General features: G+C 61.8%; 15 protein-coding genes. 8 read left to right on the plus strand and 7 right to left on the minus strand.

All coding sequences use genetic code 11. The features are described from left to right. Positions 1–19 precede the first annotated feature (19 nt). Entirely contained in the window at positions 20–1,477 is a 1,458-nt protein-coding gene (locus BCY88_RS05335; protein ID WP_120343263.1) for an HDOD domain-containing protein, read from the minus strand. Between the two features lie 91 nt (positions 1,478–1,568). Then, positions 1,569–3,383: a putative bifunctional diguanylate cyclase/phosphodiesterase gene (locus BCY88_RS05340; protein WP_120343264.1), complete on the minus strand. Its 1,815-nt coding sequence runs from the start codon at positions 3,381–3,383 to the stop codon at positions 1,569–1,571. Between the two features lie 296 nt (positions 3,384–3,679). Between BCY88_RS05340 and BCY88_RS05345 the strand changes: the two genes are divergently transcribed. The 3 genes from BCY88_RS05345 (at position 3,680) to BCY88_RS05355 (ending at position 6,295) form a co-directional block, all read left to right on the plus strand. Further along, complete coding sequence (locus BCY88_RS05345) at positions 3,680–5,017, plus strand: EAL and HDOD domain-containing protein (protein ID WP_120343265.1); 1,338 nt, start codon at positions 3,680–3,682, stop codon at positions 5,015–5,017. Between the two features lie 145 nt (positions 5,018–5,162). Further along, positions 5,163–5,720: a peroxiredoxin gene (locus tag BCY88_RS05350; protein ID WP_120343266.1), complete on the plus strand. Its 558-nt coding sequence runs from the start codon at positions 5,163–5,165 to the stop codon at positions 5,718–5,720. Positions 5,721–5,830: 110 nt separating this feature from the next. Then, on the plus strand, positions 5,831–6,295 hold the full coding sequence (locus tag BCY88_RS05355) for a hypothetical protein (RefSeq protein WP_120343267.1): 465 nt from the start codon (positions 5,831–5,833) through the stop codon (positions 6,293–6,295). A gap of 941 nt (positions 6,296–7,236) precedes the next feature. On the opposite strand, the gene BCY88_RS05360 is transcribed toward BCY88_RS05355, so the two are convergent. The 4 genes from BCY88_RS05360 to BCY88_RS05375 form a co-directional block, all read right to left on the minus strand. Beyond that, a complete protein-coding gene (locus tag BCY88_RS05360; protein ID WP_120343268.1) occupies positions 7,237–10,539 on the minus strand; it encodes an efflux RND transporter permease subunit in 3,303 nt (1,100 codons plus the stop codon). Positions 10,540–10,542: 3 nt separating this feature from the next. After that, positions 10,543–13,665 carry an MdtB/MuxB family multidrug efflux RND transporter permease subunit gene (locus BCY88_RS05365; RefSeq protein ID WP_120343269.1) on the minus strand — a complete coding sequence of 1,041 codons (3,123 nt, stop codon included), beginning with the start codon at positions 13,663–13,665 and terminating at the stop codon, positions 10,543–10,545. Positions 13,666–13,683: 18 nt separating this feature from the next. Then, on the minus strand, positions 13,684–15,090 hold the full coding sequence (locus BCY88_RS05370; RefSeq protein ID WP_120343270.1) for an MdtA/MuxA family multidrug efflux RND transporter periplasmic adaptor subunit: 1,407 nt from the start codon (positions 15,088–15,090) through the stop codon (positions 13,684–13,686). Between the two features lie 384 nt (positions 15,091–15,474). Then, positions 15,475–16,311 carry an IclR family transcriptional regulator gene (locus tag BCY88_RS05375; protein WP_120343271.1) on the minus strand — a complete coding sequence of 279 codons (837 nt, stop codon included), beginning with the start codon at positions 16,309–16,311 and terminating at the stop codon, positions 15,475–15,477. Between the two features lie 568 nt (positions 16,312–16,879). On the opposite strand from BCY88_RS05375, the gene BCY88_RS05380 reads away from it, so the two are divergent. The 5 genes from BCY88_RS05380 to BCY88_RS05400 all read left to right on the plus strand — a co-directional run bounded on the left by BCY88_RS05380 (position 16,880) and on the right by BCY88_RS05400 (position 20,064). Beyond that, entirely contained in the window at positions 16,880–17,152 is a 273-nt protein-coding gene (locus BCY88_RS05380) for a hypothetical protein (protein WP_120343272.1), read from the plus strand. A 358-nt stretch (positions 17,153–17,510) separates the two neighbouring features. Next, positions 17,511–18,236 carry a haloacid dehalogenase type II gene (locus tag BCY88_RS05385; RefSeq protein ID WP_120343273.1) on the plus strand — a complete coding sequence of 242 codons (726 nt, stop codon included), beginning with the start codon at positions 17,511–17,513 and terminating at the stop codon, positions 18,234–18,236. A 114-nt stretch (positions 18,237–18,350) separates the two neighbouring features. Next, entirely contained in the window at positions 18,351–19,073 is a 723-nt protein-coding gene (locus tag BCY88_RS05390; protein ID WP_120343274.1) for a haloacid dehalogenase type II, read from the plus strand. Positions 19,074–19,123: 50 nt separating this feature from the next. Continuing rightward, complete coding sequence (locus BCY88_RS05395) at positions 19,124–19,615, plus strand: Lrp/AsnC family transcriptional regulator (protein ID WP_120343275.1); 492 nt, start codon at positions 19,124–19,126, stop codon at positions 19,613–19,615. Between the two features lie 113 nt (positions 19,616–19,728). Further along, the gene (locus BCY88_RS05400) at positions 19,729–20,064 is read left to right on the plus strand and encodes a hypothetical protein (protein WP_120343276.1); all 336 of its coding nucleotides are present in this window, start codon (positions 19,729–19,731) and stop codon (positions 20,062–20,064) included. Between the two features lie 84 nt (positions 20,065–20,148). Here the strand turns inward: BCY88_RS05400 and BCY88_RS05405 are convergent, their stop codons facing one another. After that, positions 20,149–21,492, minus strand: coding sequence for a DUF3100 domain-containing protein (locus BCY88_RS05405; protein ID WP_120343277.1), 1,344 nt, complete (start codon positions 21,490–21,492; stop codon positions 20,149–20,151). Between the last annotated feature and the right edge of the window lie 49 nt (positions 21,493–21,541).

Below are 21,541 nucleotides of genomic sequence, written 5' to 3' on the forward strand. Positions count from 1 at the left end.
CAACGATCACGCCACGTCTTCACATCGTCTCCATTTCCTGCATCTGCCCCAGGCCGAAAAAACGTCCTAACTCCCTTGCCAGCTCATTCAACGCGCTCATTTCCTTCTGCGATATTCGTCGCGGTTCGTAAGTGTGCGACCAGTCGCCGTAGAGCAGCGCCACCGTCTGATCGGTTTCGTCGACTACCGGCAGGAGCACGAAGGAGCGGGCATCGTCGAACGAACGCCGGAACCACTCCGGTAATCGCGCCACCATCTTCGGGTCGCGTGCGTTCTCGATGAAGATACCGACCGAGTTCGCGATCGCCAGATGAAACACATCGGGCTCGAACGCGGTGCTGAACGACAGCTTCGGCATCGCCGCGTCGATCTTCGGACCGAGCCCGAGGCGCGCCTTGAAGGTACCGTTGCTGTGCTTGACGAACACGACGGTGCGCGCAAAACCGAGCGCCGCCAATACCGTTTCCGCAGCCAGTGCGAGCGCCGGCGCGAGCGGGCTGCCGTCGGGCAGGCCGCGCAGATCTCCCACGCCCGCCGCGATGCGCGCTTCGGGATTGAGCGCTTCGCGCGCGATCGCATCCGCATTGGCGCGCAGCTCGACGATCTCGCGCATCACGCCGTCGCCACCTTCCTCGCGGGCGAGCGCGACGCTCATCTGATGCAGCACTTCGGGGTCGGTATTCAGCGCGTGGCTGTATTGTTGCGCCAGCTCGGCGATGCGCTCCTCACGCTGCCAGTCCGGCATGTTCTGCTGGGTCAGCACGTCGGCGACCGCCGTCGAATAGTTGGTGATGGCACGCAGCCATTGCACCTGGCGAGGCTGTTCGACGTCCAGCGGATCGAATTCGCCCATGCCGGAGCGGATCATGTCGGGCAAACGCCAGCGTACCGCGGCTTCCGCGCCGATTTCCTCGAACGTGACGCCGAGCACCAGCACGCAGGCATCGGCTTCGAGCGTGCCGTCGTCGATATGCCGGCGGATCTGATCCCACTCGGTATCGAGATAGAACACCACCAGCAGCTTGCCGATCTGCCGCATCAGCGTGCAGACCACGGCTTCCTCGCCGGCGCGCAGATCGCCGCGCTCGGTCAGCTTGCGGGCGACGCAGCCCGACAACAGCGTGCGGTTCAATTCGAGTTTCGCGTCGATGCGGCGCGGCGCGCTGTGATGAAAGTGATCGACGATTTTCAGGCCGACCACCAGATGGCCGACCGCGTCCATGCCGAGCACCATCAGGGCGCGCGACACGGTGGTGATATTGCCGCCGAACGCCATATACATGGCCGAGTTGGCAAGCCGCAGCACCTTTTGCGTCAGGGCGAAATCCGACAACACAACCTGCACGAGGCCGGTGAAGTCGAGATCGTCGTTGTTCATTGCCGCCATGGTGGTACGCAACGACTGCGACAGCATAGGGAAATCGCCGCGCTCGCTCATTCGCGTCCAGAGCCGGTCGAGCACCGCCGCCTTTACCATGTGAGTCCCGCAAAAGCCATACATGTTCCAAAGAGTGCCACGCCGGCGTTACACCGGCATCTTGCGCTGCGCACGAGGTTTGTCTGCATCGCTATGCGGTGTGCAGGTGCAGCGTGCGCGCTTCGAATCGCTGCGCGAGTTCGTCGGAAGGCAACGCCTTGCAGACGAGCCATCCCTGTATGTGGTCGCAACCCATCTCGGTGAGCAGGGCGCGCTGGGCTTCCGTTTCGACGCCCTCGGCAACCAGTTCGAGATCGAGTGTCTGTGCGAGTCCGACGACCGCGCTAACGATTGCCTGATCGTTCCGGGAGGTTAGCAGATTCTCAACAAAACTCCTGTCGATCTTGAGTTTGGCCAGGGGGAATCGTTGCAGGTAAGCCAGACTCGAATAGCCGGTGCCGAAGTCGTCGACGGCAAAACGGATGCCCATGGCGGTCAACTCTTCGAGCAAACCCTTGGCGTGAGCAGGGTCATGCATCAGCAGGCTTTCGGTGATCTCGAACACGAGGCGGCGCGGATCGATGCCCGTCAGCTCGATCGCTTCGCGCACGGCATCCTTGAAGCGCGGATCGCGGAACTGCTGCGGCGACACGTTGACGGCCACGTACTGCAACGTGATGCCTTGTGCATCCCACTGGATCAACTGCATGCAGGCGACCTTGAGGACCCAGTTGCCGAGGAAGTTGATCAGGCCGATCGATTCCGCAAGCGGAATGAACATCGAAGGCGGAACCAGGCCATGCACGGGATGCAGCCAGCGGATCAACGCTTCGACGCCCACCACGCCGTGCGTGCGGCTGCTCGTGATCGGCTGGAAGTGCAGCGAGAACTCGCCATTGCGCACGCCGTCGTACAGGTCGGCCTCCAGCTTGAGGCGCTCGGCGTCGGCGGGATTGTCGTCCGGTACGTAGAAGGCGAGTGTGTTGCCGCCGGCCGCCTTGGCCTGCAGCAGCGCATGGTCGGCCCAGCGCAGCAGGTGGGTGTCGTGCACGGCGGTATCGTTGGCGTGGCGCACGTCGGGGTAGAGCGCAATGCCGATGCTCGCCGACAGATGCACCTGCTGGCCGCTGAAGACATACGGCTGCTGGATCGCGGTCAACAGGCGGCGCGCCAGTGCTTCGGCCGCGGCGGCCGCGTCGGTGCGGCTCGCGGCCGGTTTCACGAGGATCGCGAACTCGTCGCTGGCCACCCGCGCCACCGTCTCGTTCGGGCTCGTCATATTCAGGAGACGCCGCGCGGTGTCGCGCAACATCTCGTCGCCGGCATCGTAGCCGAGCGCGCGGTTCACGCGCTGATAGTCGTCGAGGTCGAGCAGCAGCAGCGCGGCCGGCGTGCCATGGGCATCGGCCTGCTGTTGGGCGTCAAGCAGCGCGGGGATCAGCGCCGACTGATTGGCCAGGTTGGTCAGGCGGTCCAGGTGTAACGCCTGGGTCAGACGTTCCTCGGTGGCGCGCCAGGCGGACACGTCGAAGCCGGCGATCGCGTAGCCGTCGGTGCCGTCATGGCTGCTGCGCACCACGCGCAGTTCGACCGTGATCGGATAGGTCAGTGACTTGATGAGGCCGAGCGTGGCTTTCTCGACGTTGCCCGTGGCGGTCGCGCGCGTCAGCAGCGCGTCGAGGCGCGGCACGTCGGCGGGCGCCACGAGATCGTGCAGCGTGATGGTCTCGAGGTATTCCCGGTGATAGCCGATGAAGCGCAGGCTGGCGTCGGAAACATAGAGGAAGCGCAGTTCTTCGTCGACGTGCGCCAGCAGGTCGACGGCGCCGACCACCTGTTCCAGCTGCGCCGTGCGGCTCGCGCGTGCCTCCGGTTTGCCATAGGCGCGCCGGCCGAGCGCACGAAACCGGTCGATGACCGTTCGCAAGGAGCCCCGGCGGGGCGCGGTGATCCTGTTCGCTTCCATGTTTGTCGCTGGCAACCTGTGTTCGTCTGCAGGCGGAGCGGCTCGCCGCCCACCGTGTCCGGGCGGTTAAGAGGTATCAGGCCGCCCCATCAGAACAAGATAACGACCCGTGGCCGGAAATCTTTAGCGCCTGCTGTAAAAAACAAATGGTAAGGAAACGGCAACCGGGCGCGCCGTCGTGGCGGGGGCGATTCGGTTAAAGTGCAACGGCCTCGCGTCCGTTAATACGACAAACCCTGTGCAGTGCCGGCTGTGACGTCGCTGCGCAGCTTTCCGAATACTTGCACCGATGAGCCATGTCTGAACGTCACTTTGTCAGGGCCACTCCCCGGCACATCGAGGTGCTTGATCCGTGTGCCGAAGACGCCGACCCGGCGGCCGGCGCGCAGTTTGTCTATCTGGGCCGTCAGCCGATCCTCGATCGCAACGGCGCGCTCAATGCGTATGAGCTGCTGTTCCGAGCCAGTGCGCATAACTACGCCGAGGTCACCGACGACGCCCAGGCAACGGCGCAGGTGGTGGCCCGCGCGATCGGCGGGATTGGCGTCGCGGCCGTGCTGGGCCAGCACCGCGGTTTCGTCAATATCGACCGCGCGCTGCTCTTTAACGACATCGTCCATTTGATGCCACCCGAGCGCTTCGTGCTCGAGATCCTCGAAACCGTCGAGTTCGACGCGCATCTGGCCCGCCGGCTCACCGAATTGCGCCGCGCCGGCTTCCAGATAGCGCTGGACGACGTCAGTGAGCTGTCCGACGAACTGCTGGCCGCGCTGCCGTACGCCGACATCGTCAAGATTGACTTTTTGCAGACCGAGCGGTCCGCGCTGGCCAGGCTGGCCTCGGCGGTACGCAGCCATGACAAGGTACTGATCGCGGAAAAGGTCGAGACGCGCGACGACTTTGCGCTGGCCCGCGAGCTTGGCTTCGATTTGTTCCAGGGGTACTTTTTCGCTCGGCCGCAGGTTCTGGCCGCGCCGCGTAACCGCTCGCCGCGGCCCGGCTTGCTGCGTCTGCTGGCGCTGCTGTCGCGCGATGCCGGAATTATCGAGCTTGAAGCGGAGCTCAAGCAGAATCCGAGCGTGGTGGTGCAACTGCTGCGCCTCGTCAATTCGAGCGCGTTCGGGCTGGGACGCAATATCGCCTCGCTGCGCGAGGCCATCATTGCCGCCGGCACGCGGCAGATCGCCCGCTGGGCGCAACTGCTGCTGTACGCGGACAGCGGCGAGCTGCCGTGGCGCGCCGATCCGCTGGTGCAACTGGCCGGTACGCGCTCGCGCTTCATGGAACTGGCCGCGGGCTGGATGCGGCCGTGCGACGACGACTTTGCCGACGCCGCTTTTATGACCGGGATTTTTTCGCTGGTGCACGTGGTGGTCGGCAGCACCCCCACCACGGTTCTCGAAAAACTGGGCCTCGCGCCACAGATTCGCGAAGCGATCGTCACACGCGGCGGCGCGCTCGGCGCCTTGTTGCGGATTGCCGAAGTGGCCGGCGAGGGGGGCGATGCCGCCGCGATCGCGGCTGGGCCCGATGCGCCGCCCGGCTTCGCGGTGCTCACGCCGGCGATACTGGCCGAACTGAACCTGTCGGCTGCGGCGTGGTTCGGCGCGCATATCGACGAGGCGGCCGCCTGATGCATCCTTTCTGCAGATTCTGACGTACCTTGTCTGTACGTGGTCCAATAGCGTGTGGAGATTGCCGGGGGCTCGCCTGAGCGCCTCGGCCTTGCCAACCATGGGCACACGTGCACACGTGTATTAACGCTTCGAGGGACTGCAGATGAACAGGAAACTTATACCGGCGGCGCTCGCCGCTGTCTTGTCGGTCGGATTCGCGCTGCATTCGCTGACGGCCTCGGCCACGCTCAAACCGGGCGATACCGCGCCAGCGTTTACCGCACAGGCATCGCTCGGCGGCAACACCTATACGTATTCGCTGGCCGACGAGTTGAAGAAGGGGCCGGTGGTGCTGTACTTCTATCCGGCGGCTTTCACGAAAGGCTGCACGATCGAAGCCCATGAGTTTGCCGAGGCTGTTGACGAGTACAAGAAGTACGGCGCGTCGGTGATTGGCGTGTCGCACGACAACATCGACACGTTGACGAAGTTTTCGGTAAGCGAATGCCGCAGCAAATTCCCGGTGGCGGCCGATGCCGACGCGAAGGTGATCGGCGCCTACGACGCCGGCCTGCCGATGCATAACTCGATGGCCAATCGCGTCTCATACGTGATCGCGCCGGACGGCAAGATCATTTACGAGTACACGAGCCTGTCGCCGGAGAAGCATGTCGAGAACACGCTGAAGGCGGTGAAGGATTGGGCGGCGGCGCATAAGTAAGCCCATCACGCCTGGGCTTTGCGCGGCGGCGCATTTTTCGCAATGGTTTTTTGCCATCAGGTTTGGGGCTGCGCCGTGCTAGGCTGATTTTTTTGTCTGACGAGCAAGCGATGCCGATTCTTGTTGCGTTTATTGCGCTGATCGCGCTGGTGTATGGTGCTGTGCGAGCGTTTTATGCCTTGCAGGCGGCTTGGGGTCTGGCCGTTGCTGTTGGTGTTGCTGTGCTTGTTGGTTTGCTTTTGATTGCCGCGGTTGTTCGTTGGTGGCGGCGTCGGAAGGAGGTCGCTCCTAATATTCGCGACGGCGATTGGACTCATGAGCTTAAAGGGACCTGGGGAACGGTCCGGCTTGCCGCCGGGAAGCGGCTATGTGAGATTCGCCTTGGCGGCGAGCATGGGGCGTATATCTTTGCCGATCTGCTCGGCGCTGAGGTGCAAGGCCATGATGCTCAGTGGCAGGTTGCTTTGACGGTTAAAGATGCAAGGCATCAGGTTTGGGTTTTGCCCATGCTGGGCGAGCGGCAGGCTAAGCAGTGGAGGCGGGTTTTTTTGCTTGCTGTTGAGCAGAGGCTTTGAGGTTTTTTTTGCCTGCGGCGTGGGGGCTTTTTCTGGCTGCTTTGGCCTTTCCTTGATTTGTTAGTGGTCTGTTCTGTCTGTGGTTTTATGGTTTTGGCCTTTCGTTGCTCTGGCCTCTTTGGCCTTTCCTTGTTTTGTTAGTGGTCTATTAGCGTTGCCCCTGTGCGGGGCGGCACTTACTTTCTTTGCCGCCGCAAAGAAAGATAAGCAAAGAAAGCGGCTCACCCCGCTAGCGCATAAGTGGGTCCCCCGCACAGCCACGGTAGTGGTGCATCTGGAATCTGTGTTCTCGCACACTCCGCGTTAGTGACAAGGGCGTCATACTTCCGGCGGCGCTGCGCGCGCCGAACGGTCCTTCATAAAACTACCCGCCACGCGTTCGCTCCCACGGTTTGCCCCGTTCCCTGATTCGTCGTTGTATCGCAGTCGCTGGCACGACTGCAGCCGTGCCGTGAATGCAACGCATCGCTGTTTGATTTGAAGTGGGGGTTTGCCAATGAGAGCGAAAGCACCTCGCCGAGGCGAAGCCGATGGCCCCACCAAACCCAACCGAAGCCCCTGGTTTCCCGGGCAAACCCGTCCGCGACGCACGCAGTGCGGAGTGGGAGCTGATGAGCGCTTTGTCACTTGCGTGGAGTGTGCGAGGGCACAGATTCCAGATGCACCACTACCGTGGCTGCGCGGGGGACCCGCTTAAGAGCTGGCGGTTTGAGCCGCTTTCTCTTGCTTACTTCTCTTTGCGGCAGGCAAAGAGAAGTGAGTGCCGCCCCGCACAGGGGCAACGCTAATAGACCAATAACAATTCAAGGAAAGGCCAACGCTGCAGCCGCACAGACAGAATAGACCATTAAGAAATCAAGGAAAGGCCAAAGAGGAAGCCATAACAAGAAAAGGCCAACCCCATAGGCAAACACCCAAAGCGCCGCGCAGGCAAAAAAACATCAACCTGCCGCCATCCCGGCCCGGCGAGCCTTCCTCGCCTCCCATCTAACTCGAATCCGATCCATATAGAGATACACCACCGGCGTGGTATACAGCGTCAACATCTGACTAACAATCAACCCACCCACAATAGCAATCCCCAACGGCGCCCGCAGCTCCGCTCCTTCTCCGCTCCCGAAGGCCAGCGGCAACGCCCCAAGCAGCGCCGCGCAAGTCGTCATCATGATCGGCCGGAACCGCAGCATGCACGCCTGATAAATCGCATCCCGCGACGACAATCCCTGCCGGGAGGCCTCAATCGCAAAGTCCACCATCATGATGGCGTTCTTCTTCACAATGCCGATCAGCAAGATCACCCCAATCAGCGCGATGATGCTGAACTCAGTCCTGAACAGCAACAAGGCCAGCAACGCCCCCACGCCCGCAGAGGGCAGCGTGGACAAAATCGTCAGCGGATGGATATAACTCTCGTACAGCATCCCCAGCACGATATACACGGCCGCCAACGCGGCCAGAATCAGAATCGGCTGGTCGGACATCGACTGCTGAAACGCCTGAGCCGTGCCCTGGAAACTGCCATGTATCGTCCCCGGCATGCCGATCTGCGCCATCGTGTCGTAAATCGCCTGCGTCGCAGTCGATAAAGACACGCCCGGCGGCAGATTGAACGAAATCGTCGAAGCCACGAACTGGCTCTGGTGATTCACCGACAACGGCGTATTCCCCGGGCCGAAGCTAGCGATCGCCGACAACGGCACCATCGTTTCCTTCGCGGTCGATACCGCCGCGCCCGACGAAGCACTCGACTTGCCGCTCGCCGCAATCGAATTGATCGCCTGGTTGCGCGCGGAATCGGCAGCGATGCTTGCCGCGCTCGAAGCAGTCGTGCCCGCCGTGCCGCCGGTTGTCGCGCTCGAGGTTGTCTGCGCAGTCACCGTGCCGGCCGGCGCATTGGTGGTCTGCGCACCGCTCGCGCTGCCGCCTGAGGTGCTGACGTAAATCTGATTCAGGATGTCCGGGCTCTGCCAGTACTTGGGCGCGACTTCCATCACCACGTGGTACTGGTTCAGCGGGTTGTAGATCGTCGACACCTGGCGCTGGCCGAACGCATCATACAAGGTGTTGTCGATCTGCGCCGGCTTGATGCCGAGGCGCGCGGCGGTTGCGCGGTCGATCGTCACCATCGCCTCGAGTCCGCCTTGCTGCTGGTCGGAATTCACGTCCGCGAGTTCGGGGCGCGCCTGCAGTGCCTCCGTGAGTTTCGGTCCCCACTTGTACAGATCAGGCGTCGAATCGGCCAGTAGCGTGAACTGATACTGCGCGTTCGATTGCCGCCCGCCGACGCGAATGTCCTGCACCGCCTGCAGGAAGGTCCGCGCGCCGGCGACATCGCCGAGCGGGGCGCGCAGTTGCTGGATCACCTCGTCGGCGGATAGCTTGCGTTCACTCTTCGGCTTGAGCGACACGAACATGAAACCGGAGTTGGTCTGCCGGCCGCCGGTGAAGCCGGCCACGCTGTCCACCGCCGGATTCTTGCCGACGATCTCCATCATCTCCGAAAACTTGCCCTTCATCGCCTGGAACGACGTGCTCTGGTCGGCCTGGATGCCGCCGATCAGGCGGCCCGTGTCCTGCTGCGGAAAGAAGCCCTTCGGCACGATGATGTACAGCCAGATGTTCAGGCCGATGGTCGCGATCAGCACCGTCACGATCAGGCGCGGATGCAGCAGCGCCCAGCCGAGCGTGCGCTCGTAGCCGCGATGCATCGCGCTGAAGCCACGTTCGAGCCAGCGCCCGAAGCGGCCTTCTTCCTCCTTCTCGTGCGGCTCGCGCAGCAGGCGCGAACACATCATCGGCGTCAAGGTGAGCGAGACGATCAGCGACACGCCGATCGCAAGCGACAGCGTCAGCGCGAATTCACGGAACAGCCGCCCGACAATGCCGCCCATCAGCAGAATCGGCAGGAACACGGCGACGAGCGAGATACTGATAGACAGCACCGTGAAGCCGACTTCGCGCGCGCCGAGGAAAGCGGCCTTCATGCGCGGCACGCCGTTTTCTATATGCCGTGAGATGTTCTCCAGCACCACGATGGCGTCGTCGACCACGAAACCGGTCGCGATCGTCAAGGCCATGAGCGACAGATTGTCGATCGAGAAGCCCAGCAGGTACATCGCGCCGAACGTGCCGATGATCGAGATCGGCACGGCCACGCTCGGAATCAGAGTGGCGCGCCAGTTGCGCAGGAACAGGAACACCACCATCACCACCAGCGCCACCGCGATCATCAGCGTGCGCTCGGTGTCTTTCAGCGACGCGCGGATGGTCGTGGAACGGTCGGAGGCCGGCGCGATGTCGACGTCGGCGGGCAGCGACGCGTGCAACTGCGGCAGCATGCCCATCACGCGGTCGATGGTGTCGATGATGTTGGCGCCGGGCTGGCGGTACAGAATCACCAGCACCGAACGCTTGCCGTTGAAGAGACCCAGGTTGCGCAGATCCTCGACCGAATCGACCACCTCGGCCACATCGGACAGCTTGACCGCCGCGCCATTCCGGTAGGCGATGATCAGATCCTTATACTGCGAGGCCTTGCTCGCCTGGTCGTTGGTGTAGATCTGCACGCGGTTCGGGCCGAACTCGATCGAGCCTTTCGGGCTGTTCGCGTTGGCCGCGGCAAGCGCCGCGCGCACGTCTTCGAGGCCGATACCGTAGTGGGACAGGGCGTGAGGCTCAAGCTCGACACGCACCGCCGGATTGGCCGAGCCGCTCACGTCCACTTCGCCGACGCCGTCCACCTGCGACAGCGACTGCTGCAACACAGTGGCCGCCGAGTCGTACAACTGGCCGGCGGTCAGCGTTTTCGACGTGAGCGCCAGAATCAGGATCGGCGCGTCGGCCGGATTCACCTTGTGATACGTCGGATTGCTGCGCAGGCTCGCCGGCAGATCGGCGCGCGCGGCGTTGATGGCCGCTTGCACGTCGCGGGCGGCGCCGTCGATGTCGCGATTCAGGCCGAACTGCAGCGTAATGCGCGTCGAGCCGACCGAGCTCTGCGAGGTCATTTCGGTGACGTCGGCGATCGAGCCGAGATGCCGTTCAAGCGGACTGGCGACACTGGTCGCCACCGTGTCCGGGCTCGCGCCCGGCAAGGTGGCCTGCACGGAAATAGTCGGAAAGTCGACCTGCGGCAGCGGCGCCACGGGCAGTTTGGTGAACGCAAAAATCCCCGCCATGGCGATGCCGATCGCCAACAGCGTGGTGGCGACCGGACGGGAGATAAACGGACGCGACAGGTTCATCGCTTAAGTCCCTGCATCGGTGACGGGCGGCACCGGTTTGCCGCGATTGAAGCGCTCACGCACACGGCGCGCAAGCGAGTCGAAGCCGAGATAGATCACCGGCGTGGTAAACAGCGTGAGCAACTGGCTGACGATCAAACCGCCGGCAATCGCGATACCGAGCGGACGGCGCAACTCCGAGCCCGCGCCGGTGCCGAGCATCAGCGGCAGGGCGCCTAGCAGGGCGGCGAGCGTGGTCATCAGGATCGGCCGGAAGCGCAGCAGACAGGCCTGATAGATGGCTTCGCGCGGCGACTTGCCTTCCTCGCGCTCGGCGTAGAGCGCGAAGTCGATCATCATGATGGCGTTCTTCTTCACGATACCGATCAGCAGCACGATCCCGATGATGCCGATGATGTCCAGATCGTGCCCGGTGATCAGCAGCGCGAGCAGTGCACCCACGCCAGCCGAGGGCAGCGTCGACAGAATCGTGATCGGGTGAATGAAGCTTTCGTACAGCACGCCGAGCACGATATACATCGTGACGATCGCCGCCAGGATCAGGAACAGCTCATTCGACAACGACGCCTGGAACGCGAGCGCCGCGCCCTGGAAGCGCGTCTGGAACGAGGGCGGCAAGCCGATATCCTTCTCCGCCTGGGCGATTGCTTTTACCGCCGCCCCGAGCGACGAACCCGGCGCGAGGTTGAACGACACGGTCGTGGCCGGGAACTGGCTCAGGTGCGTGACCAGCAGCGGCGCGGGCTTCTCGATGAACTTCGCAATCGACGATAACGGCACCTGGCCGCCCGTCGAGGTGGAAGAGGGCAGGTAGATCGAGTTCAGCGATTCCGTGTAGTGCTGCATGGACGGCTGCGCTTCCAGAATCACGCGGTACTGGTTCGATTGCGTGAAGATGGTCGAGATGATGCGCTGACCGAAGGCGTCGTACAGCGCGCTGTCCACGGTAGCAGGCGTGATGCCGTAACGCGACGCGGTGGCGCGGTCGATTTCGATGTAGACCGACTGGCCGTTGTCCTGCAAGTCGGTGGCCACATCCGCCAGTTCGGGCGACTGCTTGAGCCGGTCGATCAGCTTCGGCACCCAGGTCGTGAATTCGCTGATGTTCGGGTCGGTCAGCATGAACTGGTACTGCGTCGGGCTGACCGTGGAGTCGATCGTCAGATCCTGCACCGGCTGCATGTACAGCGCGGCGCCCGGAATATGCGCGACGTCCTGCTGCAACTGGCGGATCACGTCGCTCGCGGTATTGCTGCGGTCGTCGCGCGGCTTCAGGTTGATCAGCATGCGGCCGCTGTTCAACGTGATGTTGCTGCCGTCCACGCCGATGAACGACGTGAGGCTTTCCACGTCCGGATTCTTCAGGATCTGCGCGGCGAGTTCCTGCTGACGCTCGGCCATCGACGCATACGACACCGATTGCGGGGCCTGCGTGATCGCCTGGATCACGCCGGTGTCCTGGACCGGGAAGAAGCCTTTTGGAATGAACACGTACAGCACGCCGGTCAGCACCAGCGTGAGCAACGCGACAAACAGGGTGGAGCGCTGCCGGTTGAGCACCCAGGTCAGCGCGACCGCGTAGCGGGCGATCACCCAGTCGATAAACTGGTGGGCCTTGGCTTCGAAACGGTGGCTTTCAGGCGGCGGTGTGTGGCGCAGGAGCTTCGCGCACATCATCGGCACGAGCGTCAGCGAGACGACGGCCGAAATCACGATCGTCACGGCGAGCGTAATGGCGAATTCGTGGAACAGGCGCCCGACCACGTCGCCCATGAAGAGCAGCGGGATCAGCACGGCGATCAGCGAAACCGTCAGCGAAATGATCGTGAAGCCGATCTGCTTCGAACCCTTCAGCGCGGCCTCCAGCGGAGACTCGCCATCTTCGACATAGCGCGCGATGTTCTCGATCATCACGATGGCATCGTCGACCACGAAACCGGTCGCGATGGTCAGCGCCATCAGCGACAGGTTATCCAGCGAGAAACCGCACAGGTACATCACCGCGAGCGTGCCGATCAGCGAGAGCGGTACCGACAGACTCGGAATGATGGTGGCGTAAATGTTGGCGAGGAACAGGTACATCACCAGCACCACCAGCACTACCGACATCAGCAATTCGAACTGCACGTCGCGCACGGAAGCGCGGATCGTCGTGGTCCGGTCGGTGACGATTTCAACTTCGAGCGCGGCGGGCAGCGACTGTTGCAGTTGCGGCAGCAGCGCCTTGATGCTGTCGACCACCTGGATCACGTTCGCGCCCGGCTGGCGTTGCACGTTCAGGATGATCGCCGGCGTGTTGTCGACCCATGCGCCGAGCTTGGTGTTCTCCGCGCCCTGCACGATGTTGGCGACGTCCGTCAGCATGACCGGGCGGCCGTTCTTATAGGCGACCACGGCGCTCTTGTAGGCGTCGGCGTCGGTCAGTTGATCGTTCGCGTTGATGGTGTAGTTGCGCGTCGGGCCGTCGAAGTTGCCCTTCGGTGTGTTGACGTTCAGGTTCGAAATCGTGGTGCGCAAGTCGTCCAGATTCAGGCCGTATGCGGCAAGCGCGCGTGGATTCGCCTGAATCCGCACGGCCGGGCGTTGACCGCCTGACAGGCTCACGAGACCCACGCCCGCCACCTGCGAAATCTTCTGCGCGAGACGCGTGTCGGCCAGATCCTGCACCTGCGTGAGCGGCATCGTCTTCGAGGTGATCGCGAGCGTGATGATCGGCGCGTCGGCGGGATTGACCTTCGCGTAGATCGGCGGCGCGGGCAGGTCGGACGGCAGCAGGTTGCCTGCGGCGTTGATTGCCGCCTGGACTTCCTGCTCGGCGATATCGAGCGGCAGATCGAGGCTGAACTGCAGCGTGATGATCGACGAGCCGGCCGAGCTTTGCGACGACATCTGATTCAACGACGGCATCTGCCCGAACTGGCGTTCAAGCGGCGCGGTGACCGAGGAAGTCATCACGTCCGGGCTCGCGCCGGGATAGAACGTCTGCACCTGGATCGTCGGATAGTCGACCTCGGGCAGCGCGGAGAGCGGTAAAAAGCGCAGCGCGACGAGACCGACCAGCATGATTGCCGCCATCAGCAGCGCGGTGCCGACGGGGCGCAGAATAAAGGCGCGGGATGGATTCATGCAGTAGTCGCCGTGCCTTTATTCCGAGGCTTGCGCCGCGTGTTTGCGACGATGCCCACGTGCGCCGGACGCGCCCGAAGCGGCGGCCGCGCCGCTCGCACCGCTCGCGCCTGAAGCACCGCGCGGCTTGTCGGCCGGAATCGTGATCTTCGCGCCTTCCTTCAGCCGGTCCGAACCGTCGATCACGACGCGCTCGCCGACCTCGAGGCCGGATTTGATGCTGGTGCGCTCGCCATCCACCGGACCGACCTTGACCGCGCGCACCGTGACCGTGTTGTCCGGCTTCACGACGTACACGAACGGGCCCATCGAGCCGTTCAGCACGGCCGGCGTCGGCACGATCACCGCGTCCTTGATCGTATCCACGAGCAGGCGGGTGTTCACGAACTGATTCGGGAACAGCAGGTTCTTGTCGTTCTGGAAGATCGCGCGCAGCTTGACCGTGCCGGTGGTGGTGTCGATCTGGTTGTCCAGCGTTTCGAGCGAACCGCCTTCGAGCGACGTGGTGTTGCTGCGGTCGTACGCGGTGACCGAGAGCTTCGCGCCGGTTTGGGTTTGCTGGATGATCTGCTGCAAGTTGTCTTCAGACGTCGTGAAGATCACGCTGATCGGCTGCAACTGCGTAATCACGACGATGCCGTTGGTCAGGCCCGGCGTCACGTAGTTGCCCGGATCGACCTGGCGCAAGCCGACGCGCCCCGATACCGGCGCGGTGATGCGCGCATAGACGAGGTCGAGCTTGTAGGTATCGATGTTCGCCTGGTCGGACTTCACCGTGCCTTCATACTGCCGCACGAGCGAGGCTTGCGTATCGACTTGCTGGCTGGCGATCGAGTCTTGCGCGAGCAGCGTCTGATAGCGCTTCAGGTCGAGGCGGGCGGTTTGCAGCAGCGCCTGGTCGCGCGCGAGCGTACCTTGCGCGTTTTCCAGCGAGATCTGATAGGGGCGCGGGTCGATCTGGGCGAGCACATCGCCCTTCTTGACCATCTGGCCTTCCTTGAAATACACGTCCTGCAGCATGCCGCTCAACTGCGGCAGCACGGTGACGTTGGCAAGCGGTGTGACCGTGCCGAGCGCGGTCAGTACGACCGGCATCTCACCCTGTCTGGCCGTCGCGACGTGAACAGGCTGCGGCATGCTTGCGAAGCTGGCGGGGCCGCCGCGGCCAGCACGGCCGCCACTCGCACCGCCCGCCGCGTTCGCGCCGCCGGGCGCGCCCCACGGATGCCAGCGCCACAACACCACCCCGAGGATAACCAGCGCCGCCACGAGCAGCGCGATATTGCGGCCGCGATGACTCTTCGCCGGGACCGGCTTGGGGCCGGGACCGCCGGCAGGCTTGCCGGGGGCGGACGGGTGAGAGCCGGGTTGAGGAGCCGGAGCGGCTGGGCGTGTGGTTTCCGAAAACTTTTGTTGTTCGTCCATCGGTTCGGTCAGGTGACTGGCTTTGATGTGAGCTGCTCGTGCGATTGCGCCGCTTCGACAGCTTGGAGGGCCGGCACGCAGGCGGCATGGCAGGCGGTTTCGACAGCGGACGCGCCACAAATGTTCAGCGCGATGCTACCCGAGGCGCGGGACAAAGATGTTAACGCAATGCGGCGGTGCGCCATCATGACAGGCCGGCGGGCCGTTATCGAAAGAGCGATAGCGGCAAGCCAGGCGCGCGGCCCGCGACGGGAATGCGTGATCCTACGTTGCGGGTGCTGTAACAGTCCACCCGTCTATTTTTCTATTGATTACGAAAGTTACAGTGCGCGCGGAGGATCGCCTTGCAAATGCCGTGGCCGCCGCGGCGATCCTTCGCATATTTCAGTTGTCCAGACGGCGCCCAGGTGTGCCGCCGATCTCGAGAACGATCTTGCTGATGCACTCGAGCAGCGCCGGCGCTGCGCGCGATATGAGCCAATCGCGCGGGCACTGATCCGCCGAGCCGCCGCAATTGACCGCATAGCGCTCGCCCGAGGGGCCGATGAATCCCAGGGCGATGGCGTTCAGGCCGTTGTACCATTCGCCCGTGGCGATCGCGAAGCCTTGCTCGGCGGTTTCCCGCAACGCGCTTGTCAGGCGGCCGCTGATATGGGCCCAATCGTCGCCCTCGGCGGCCTGCAGGCCGATCAATAATTTTTCCCGTTCCGGTTCGGCGAGCGCCGACAAATAGGCACGGCCCACCGCGGTGCGGGTAAGGCTCATGCGCGAACCGATTTCGAGACGCGATACCAGCACCGCCGAACGCGGCCGGATCGCGTCGATCACCACCATGTCGAGGCGGTCGCGTACGGCCAGATGAACGGACAATGCGGTGCGTTCGGCGAGTTCGATGAGGAAGGGGCGGGCGCGGGCCCGGATGTCGAAGTTGCGCAGAAAACCATTGCTCAACTCCAGTACTGACGAAGTCAGCACGAATCGCTCGCTCTCTGGCAAGCGGAACAGAAAGCCTGCACTGACGAGTGTGGCGGTAATCCGCGAGACCGTGGGTTTCGGAATGCCCGTCAGTTCGGCCAGCTCGCGGTTGCTGAGCGGCGCGTCGGCGGCGGCGATCGACCGGAGCACGGTCAGGCCGCGTGCTAACGCAGTGACTTCGTCGCCCGAGCCGTCCTTGTCTTTGGCTTGGACTCCGGCATTTCGGGAGGGCGTGGGTCGGTTCATGTCATTTTTATGGAACTATATTTCAGTTTTCTGTTCGCGCGCCTATCGGTATGCGTTGTGCAAAGGCCGCGTCGAAGCCCCAAAATGGGGCATACACACCCATTTTTCATCTGAAGATTCATTGTATCGGAATATTTTGCCGCAGCGAATGAAGCCTCTTTAGATTTTGCTTGACTTAGTCAGCATAACCATAAAAAATGGAATCTCATTTCGAAAGACGGTTTCAGGTTCTATATTTTTGAATTTCTGAACCAACCGTGGGTCACGGAGTGTCTGGTCGAGAGTCTTGAATAGCCCCCCGTAACAGTCCACGTAGTTGTCTGTCTCGAGCTTCGAGTCCAGCGCACTAAATCGCGCGTCCGTCCAACTTTCGAATACCGTCTCTCAGGTTCTAGCACGGCCCTCGGAATGGCTAGAACTTTTCAAGGCGTCACGGAAACGTGACGCCTTTTTTTTATTTGTATTGCGGCGCACAACAGAGTCTGCGGCACTCTTGAAAGCATGAGTGATTGGCCGGGCGAATCTGGGTGGGCTAGACTGGCTTGAGCAACCGGAAGGAGAGATCTGGATGATACGCAAGACGCTCAATGCTTCGCAGCTCCAGCAGGAGGTCAACCGGCGAATCCATCGACTGCAGGAAATCGTCGAGGATGGTGTGAAGATCCGTGTGCCGCGGCCGCAGTTGCAAGAGGCTGACAAGACCGGCTGCAACTGGAGCATGACTCACTTCGGCAATGCGGTCGGCTTCGAGCGAGACATCGAGGGCGTGCTTAAGGCCGTGCGTGCGGAATACAACCTCAATACCGAAGTGAAAGACACCGGCAATCCGTTTGGGGACTAACGGCGAAAGGCGTCGATTCGTTGTTCGTTCCTGATGACGCGAGCTCTAATGGCTCATGCGAACGCCGGAACTTATCAATTAGGATAATTAAGTTATAAGCTCGGGGCGAACCGTGGCAGGAGGTGATGTGGGCGGAGAGCTGATGGGAAATCATCTGGTTATCCTGCGTGGCACCCAGATTGGGTGAAATCTCCGCAAGAGGCGCAGGAGCATAACCGCTCCGCACGTTGCAGCAGAACCTGCCGCGGAATCGGACCGTAACGGTGAAAACTGCCGTTCGGCCATGAGATTAAAGTTCTGGCTGCCGCACGTGCTCAATACACTAAGGTCTCCATCTGGACATCTGTGAGGAGCGACCGTGGAATTGACCGATTTCGACACACTGACTTTCGACTGCTATGGCACCCTGATTGACTGGGAGAGCGGCATCTTCGAAGGGCTGAAGCACCTGCTCGAGCGCGCGAAGACGCCGCTTACGCGGGACCAGGTTCTGGGAGCCCATGCCCGTCACGAGTCGTCGCAACAGAAGTACACGCCGGCAAAGCGCTATCAGGAGCTGTTGCCCATCGTCTACAAGCGACTGGCCGAAGAGTGGGGCCTGCCGTTCACGCACGAGGAGTGTGTGGCGTACGGTCGCTCGGTGCGGAACTGGCCGGCATTCGCGGATTCGGCAGAAGCGCTGCAGTACCTGAAGAAACACTACAAGCTGGTCATCCTGTCGAACATCGACAATGAAAGTTTCACGTACAGCAACGCCCGGCTGAACGTTGAGTTCGACGCTATTATCACGGCTGAAGACGTCGGCTCCTACAAGCCGTCGCCGCGCAACTTTGAGTACATGCTCGAGAAGCTCGGTGAGCGTGGCATCAGGAAGGAAAAGATTCTGCACACCGCCGAAAGCCTCTTTCATGACCACAAGCCCGCGAACGAGTTCGGTTTGGCGTCGTGCTGGATTTATCGCCGGTACTCGCAGCCTGGCTTCGGCGCGACGATGAACCCGGGCGCGCAGCCGAATATCGACTTCCGCTTCAACAGCATGGCGGATCTCGCGAAGGCGCACCGGGAAGCACTGGCGAAGCAGTAAGACAATGTTGTCTCGTTCGCATCGTCGACGCGGCCGTGCCGAGGTTCACGGTGCGGACGAGACCGTTGCTGCAGGACGGGATTGATTTCAAGCGACTGGAACATAGGGGGCGCTGTGGCTTTGACTGACTTCAAGGCACTCACATTTGACTGCTACGGGACGCTGATTGACTGGGAGTCGGGTATCGCATCGGGTCTGTCGGCGTTGGTGTCCCGGGCCACTGAACCTCTCACGCGTGATGAAATCCTTGAAGCACACGCACGTCACGAGTCGTATCAGCAGAAACTGACGCCAGCCATGCCCTATGACAGACTGCTTCAGGTGGTCTTCAAGCGGCTTGCCGAGGAGTGGGGCGCGCGCTACTGCTGGGATGAAGCCGTTGCCTACGGCGCGTCGATAGGCGATTGGCCGGCGTTTCCAGACTCGGCCAGCACGCTGCAATATCTGAAGAAGTATTTCAAGCTGATCGTCGTATCCAATGTGGACAACCGCAGCTTCAGGACGACGAACGAGAAGCTGGCTGTCGACTTCGACGCAGTCGTGACGGCGGAGGATGTCGGTTCATACAAACCATCGCGAAACGTCTTCGAGTACCTGTTCTCAACGCTATCGTCGATGGGCATTGAGAAGAGCGATACACTGCACGTCGCGGATAGCGTCTACCACGATCATGAGCCTGCGAGCGCATTGCAACTTCGTTCGTGCTGGATTCAGCGCCGCTATGAACAGCGTGGGTCCGGCGCAAACGTGAAGTATCTGGTCGAACCATCCGTTGATTACAGGTTCACGAGCATGGCTCAACTGGTCAAGGCGCACCACGAGGACCTGGCTCGCTGATAGCAAGGCCGCCTTCGATTGACACACCCGCCAATTCGAACAAGCACGATATGCGACAAAAGCTTGACCGGACCGACATCAAAATCCTTGCCGAACTGCAGAAGAACGGCAACATAACGAACACCAACCTGGCTGGTGCCGTTGGGTTGTCCGCCAGTCCTTGTCTGCAACGTGTGAAGCGCCTCGAAGCAGCGGGAATCATCTCGGGCTACGGCGCGCAATTGAACTTGTCCAGGCTGACCAGCACGGTGACCGTGTTCACCGAAATCATGCTGCATGACCACCGGCGCGAAGACTTCACGCGCTTCGAAGCAAATCTGCGGGACTTCGATGAGATTACGGAGTGCCACCTGGTGAGCGGCGGATACGACTACTTGCTGAAGTCCATCGTCAAGAACATCGGGCACTACCAGGAAGTCATCGAAAAGCTGGTTGACCGCAATATCGGCATCGAGAAATATTTCAGTTATATCGTGATTCGGTCACCCTTCGTCAAGCAGACAATGCCGCTCGAGAAGCTGCTGTCTGAAGACGAGGATTAATGGAGCATGTGTGGTTTGGCTTGCCAAGTGCACGTACCGTCCCGGTTCCTGACACATTTGCTATGTCATGATGGCAAGTGTGAATACACAGAAGACGGCTGCGGGAGGTCAAAGTGACAGATGGCAACGGATTAGCGGGCGGTCCTGGGCACAAAGCGGAATCGCTGGAAACACTCGCCGGGTATTTGGAGCGGGCCCTCGATAGCGCAACGAGCATCGTGATGATGCGACATACGGACGGCGCCTGTACGGTGTATCTGGGCGACCCCTCCGGTCTGCCTGAAGACCTGAAGCAGATAGGCACGATCGCAACATTGCTCGCGAACGACATGCTTGAGTCGACCTCTTCGGGGGCCAATCAGTTGCAGATCGGCGGCCAGGTCTATCGATTTGTCCGCAGCTTTACACAAGTCGGTGACGCTGCGGCGATCGTCTTTTCAACGGAGTAGGCAGCCGCCTGTCGCTGCCGGGCCGGACCTCTATACGCCAGTGAGCGGCGGCGGTGGGTCGCTCACTGGCTATTCATACTGGCATCAAACGTGAAAGAACTGCGCGACAATGCTGGCGCCAAGGAAAGTACCCGCGTTGGCGACGAACGATACGAGCACGATTCGCCAGCCTAGCTTGCGGAACGCCGGGATGTCCTTTGCAATGGACAATCCGGCAAACGTCAGCATCGGTGTCGTGACCCCGAGGAAGTCGTTCTGCGCGCTGTAGGCTGCAATCTGCGTGGCCCAAGGGCAGAGCGGCGAGGTCAGAAACATCGCCGCGATCGATACCCAGCACACCGCTGGGATCTTGCGTCCTGTCACCGTGGCAAGCGCATCACCCGCAACCGTCGCAAGCACCATGATCAGCATGCCCGGAAATGCGACGATTGGGCTTGTGCCGTGGGTCATCCAGTCGCAAATCAAGGCAAACAGCGCGGTCATGCCCCAGGCCAGCAGCTTGCCGCGATAGCTCAATTCGGGCGCGGCGGTCTCGACGTCGCCGAGTTTTGGCCGGGCCTCCTCGACAGCGCTGGTCGCCTCCGATGCCTGGGTCTTGCGGCCAATAATGGGTTCAAGCAGCCGATAGCCCCAGATAGCCATAGGCAGCGAAATGAACAGCGTGAAGTATGTGCCGACCGTGGTCGTAATGAGGTTGCTTGCCGCCGCAAACGTCAGCACAGTCTTCGCCATCTCCGGCGTTTGCTGCGCGGCAATTGCTCCGGATGCAGCGGCCATCATCGAACCTGAACCCACGCCTGAGCCCATCGCGAGCGCGAGAGGGTTGAAGATATGCAGGCTCGCTACAAACCCGGCGAAGATTGCGATGAACACGGCGCCGAAGACTGTACCGGTCAGATATTCTGCAAGCACCCCCCGGCCTTCGGCGGAGTTCATGCCATATTTTTCGCCAATGATGGCGAGACTCGGTTCGCGTCCGACCGAGAAGGTCGCACCGATCGCTTCACGCTTGATGCCCAGGAGGAGTGCGAGCGGCAAGCCCAGCAGAATGGTGCCGACAAAGTGGCCGAGTTCCTGAAAAGCCAGCGCCCAGCCGGCCGCCGCGAGTTTGGGCAACGCACTGCCGACCATCAGGCCGAGTTTGGAAACGAAGAGAAGCAGCGCGGGTTGCAGAATAGCGGCTGCGAGAAACTGGGTCTTCACGTCAAGCCGCGCGACGCCACCCCAACGGCCGCTGGCGAGGCCAAGCGCTGCGCCCATCAGCAGCGCCCAGATCATCGGCAGCAGGACAACCTTGCCCGGTCCGATCTTGAACGTAAACGACCCGATAAGCTCCGCGACAAGAAGAATGACCGCTGCGTAGAAGAACAGCTTGGTGGTCCTCATCCCGCTGTCGCCGGAGCGTTCCGCATATAACGTGTGTGCCATCTTGAGCTTGCCTCCAGACCTCTCCTCGCTGTTGAAGCAGCAGCGAGGA

Source organism: Paraburkholderia fungorum (genome assembly GCF_003610895.1).
Classification (GTDB): domain Bacteria; phylum Pseudomonadota; class Gammaproteobacteria; order Burkholderiales; family Burkholderiaceae; genus Paraburkholderia; species Paraburkholderia fungorum_B.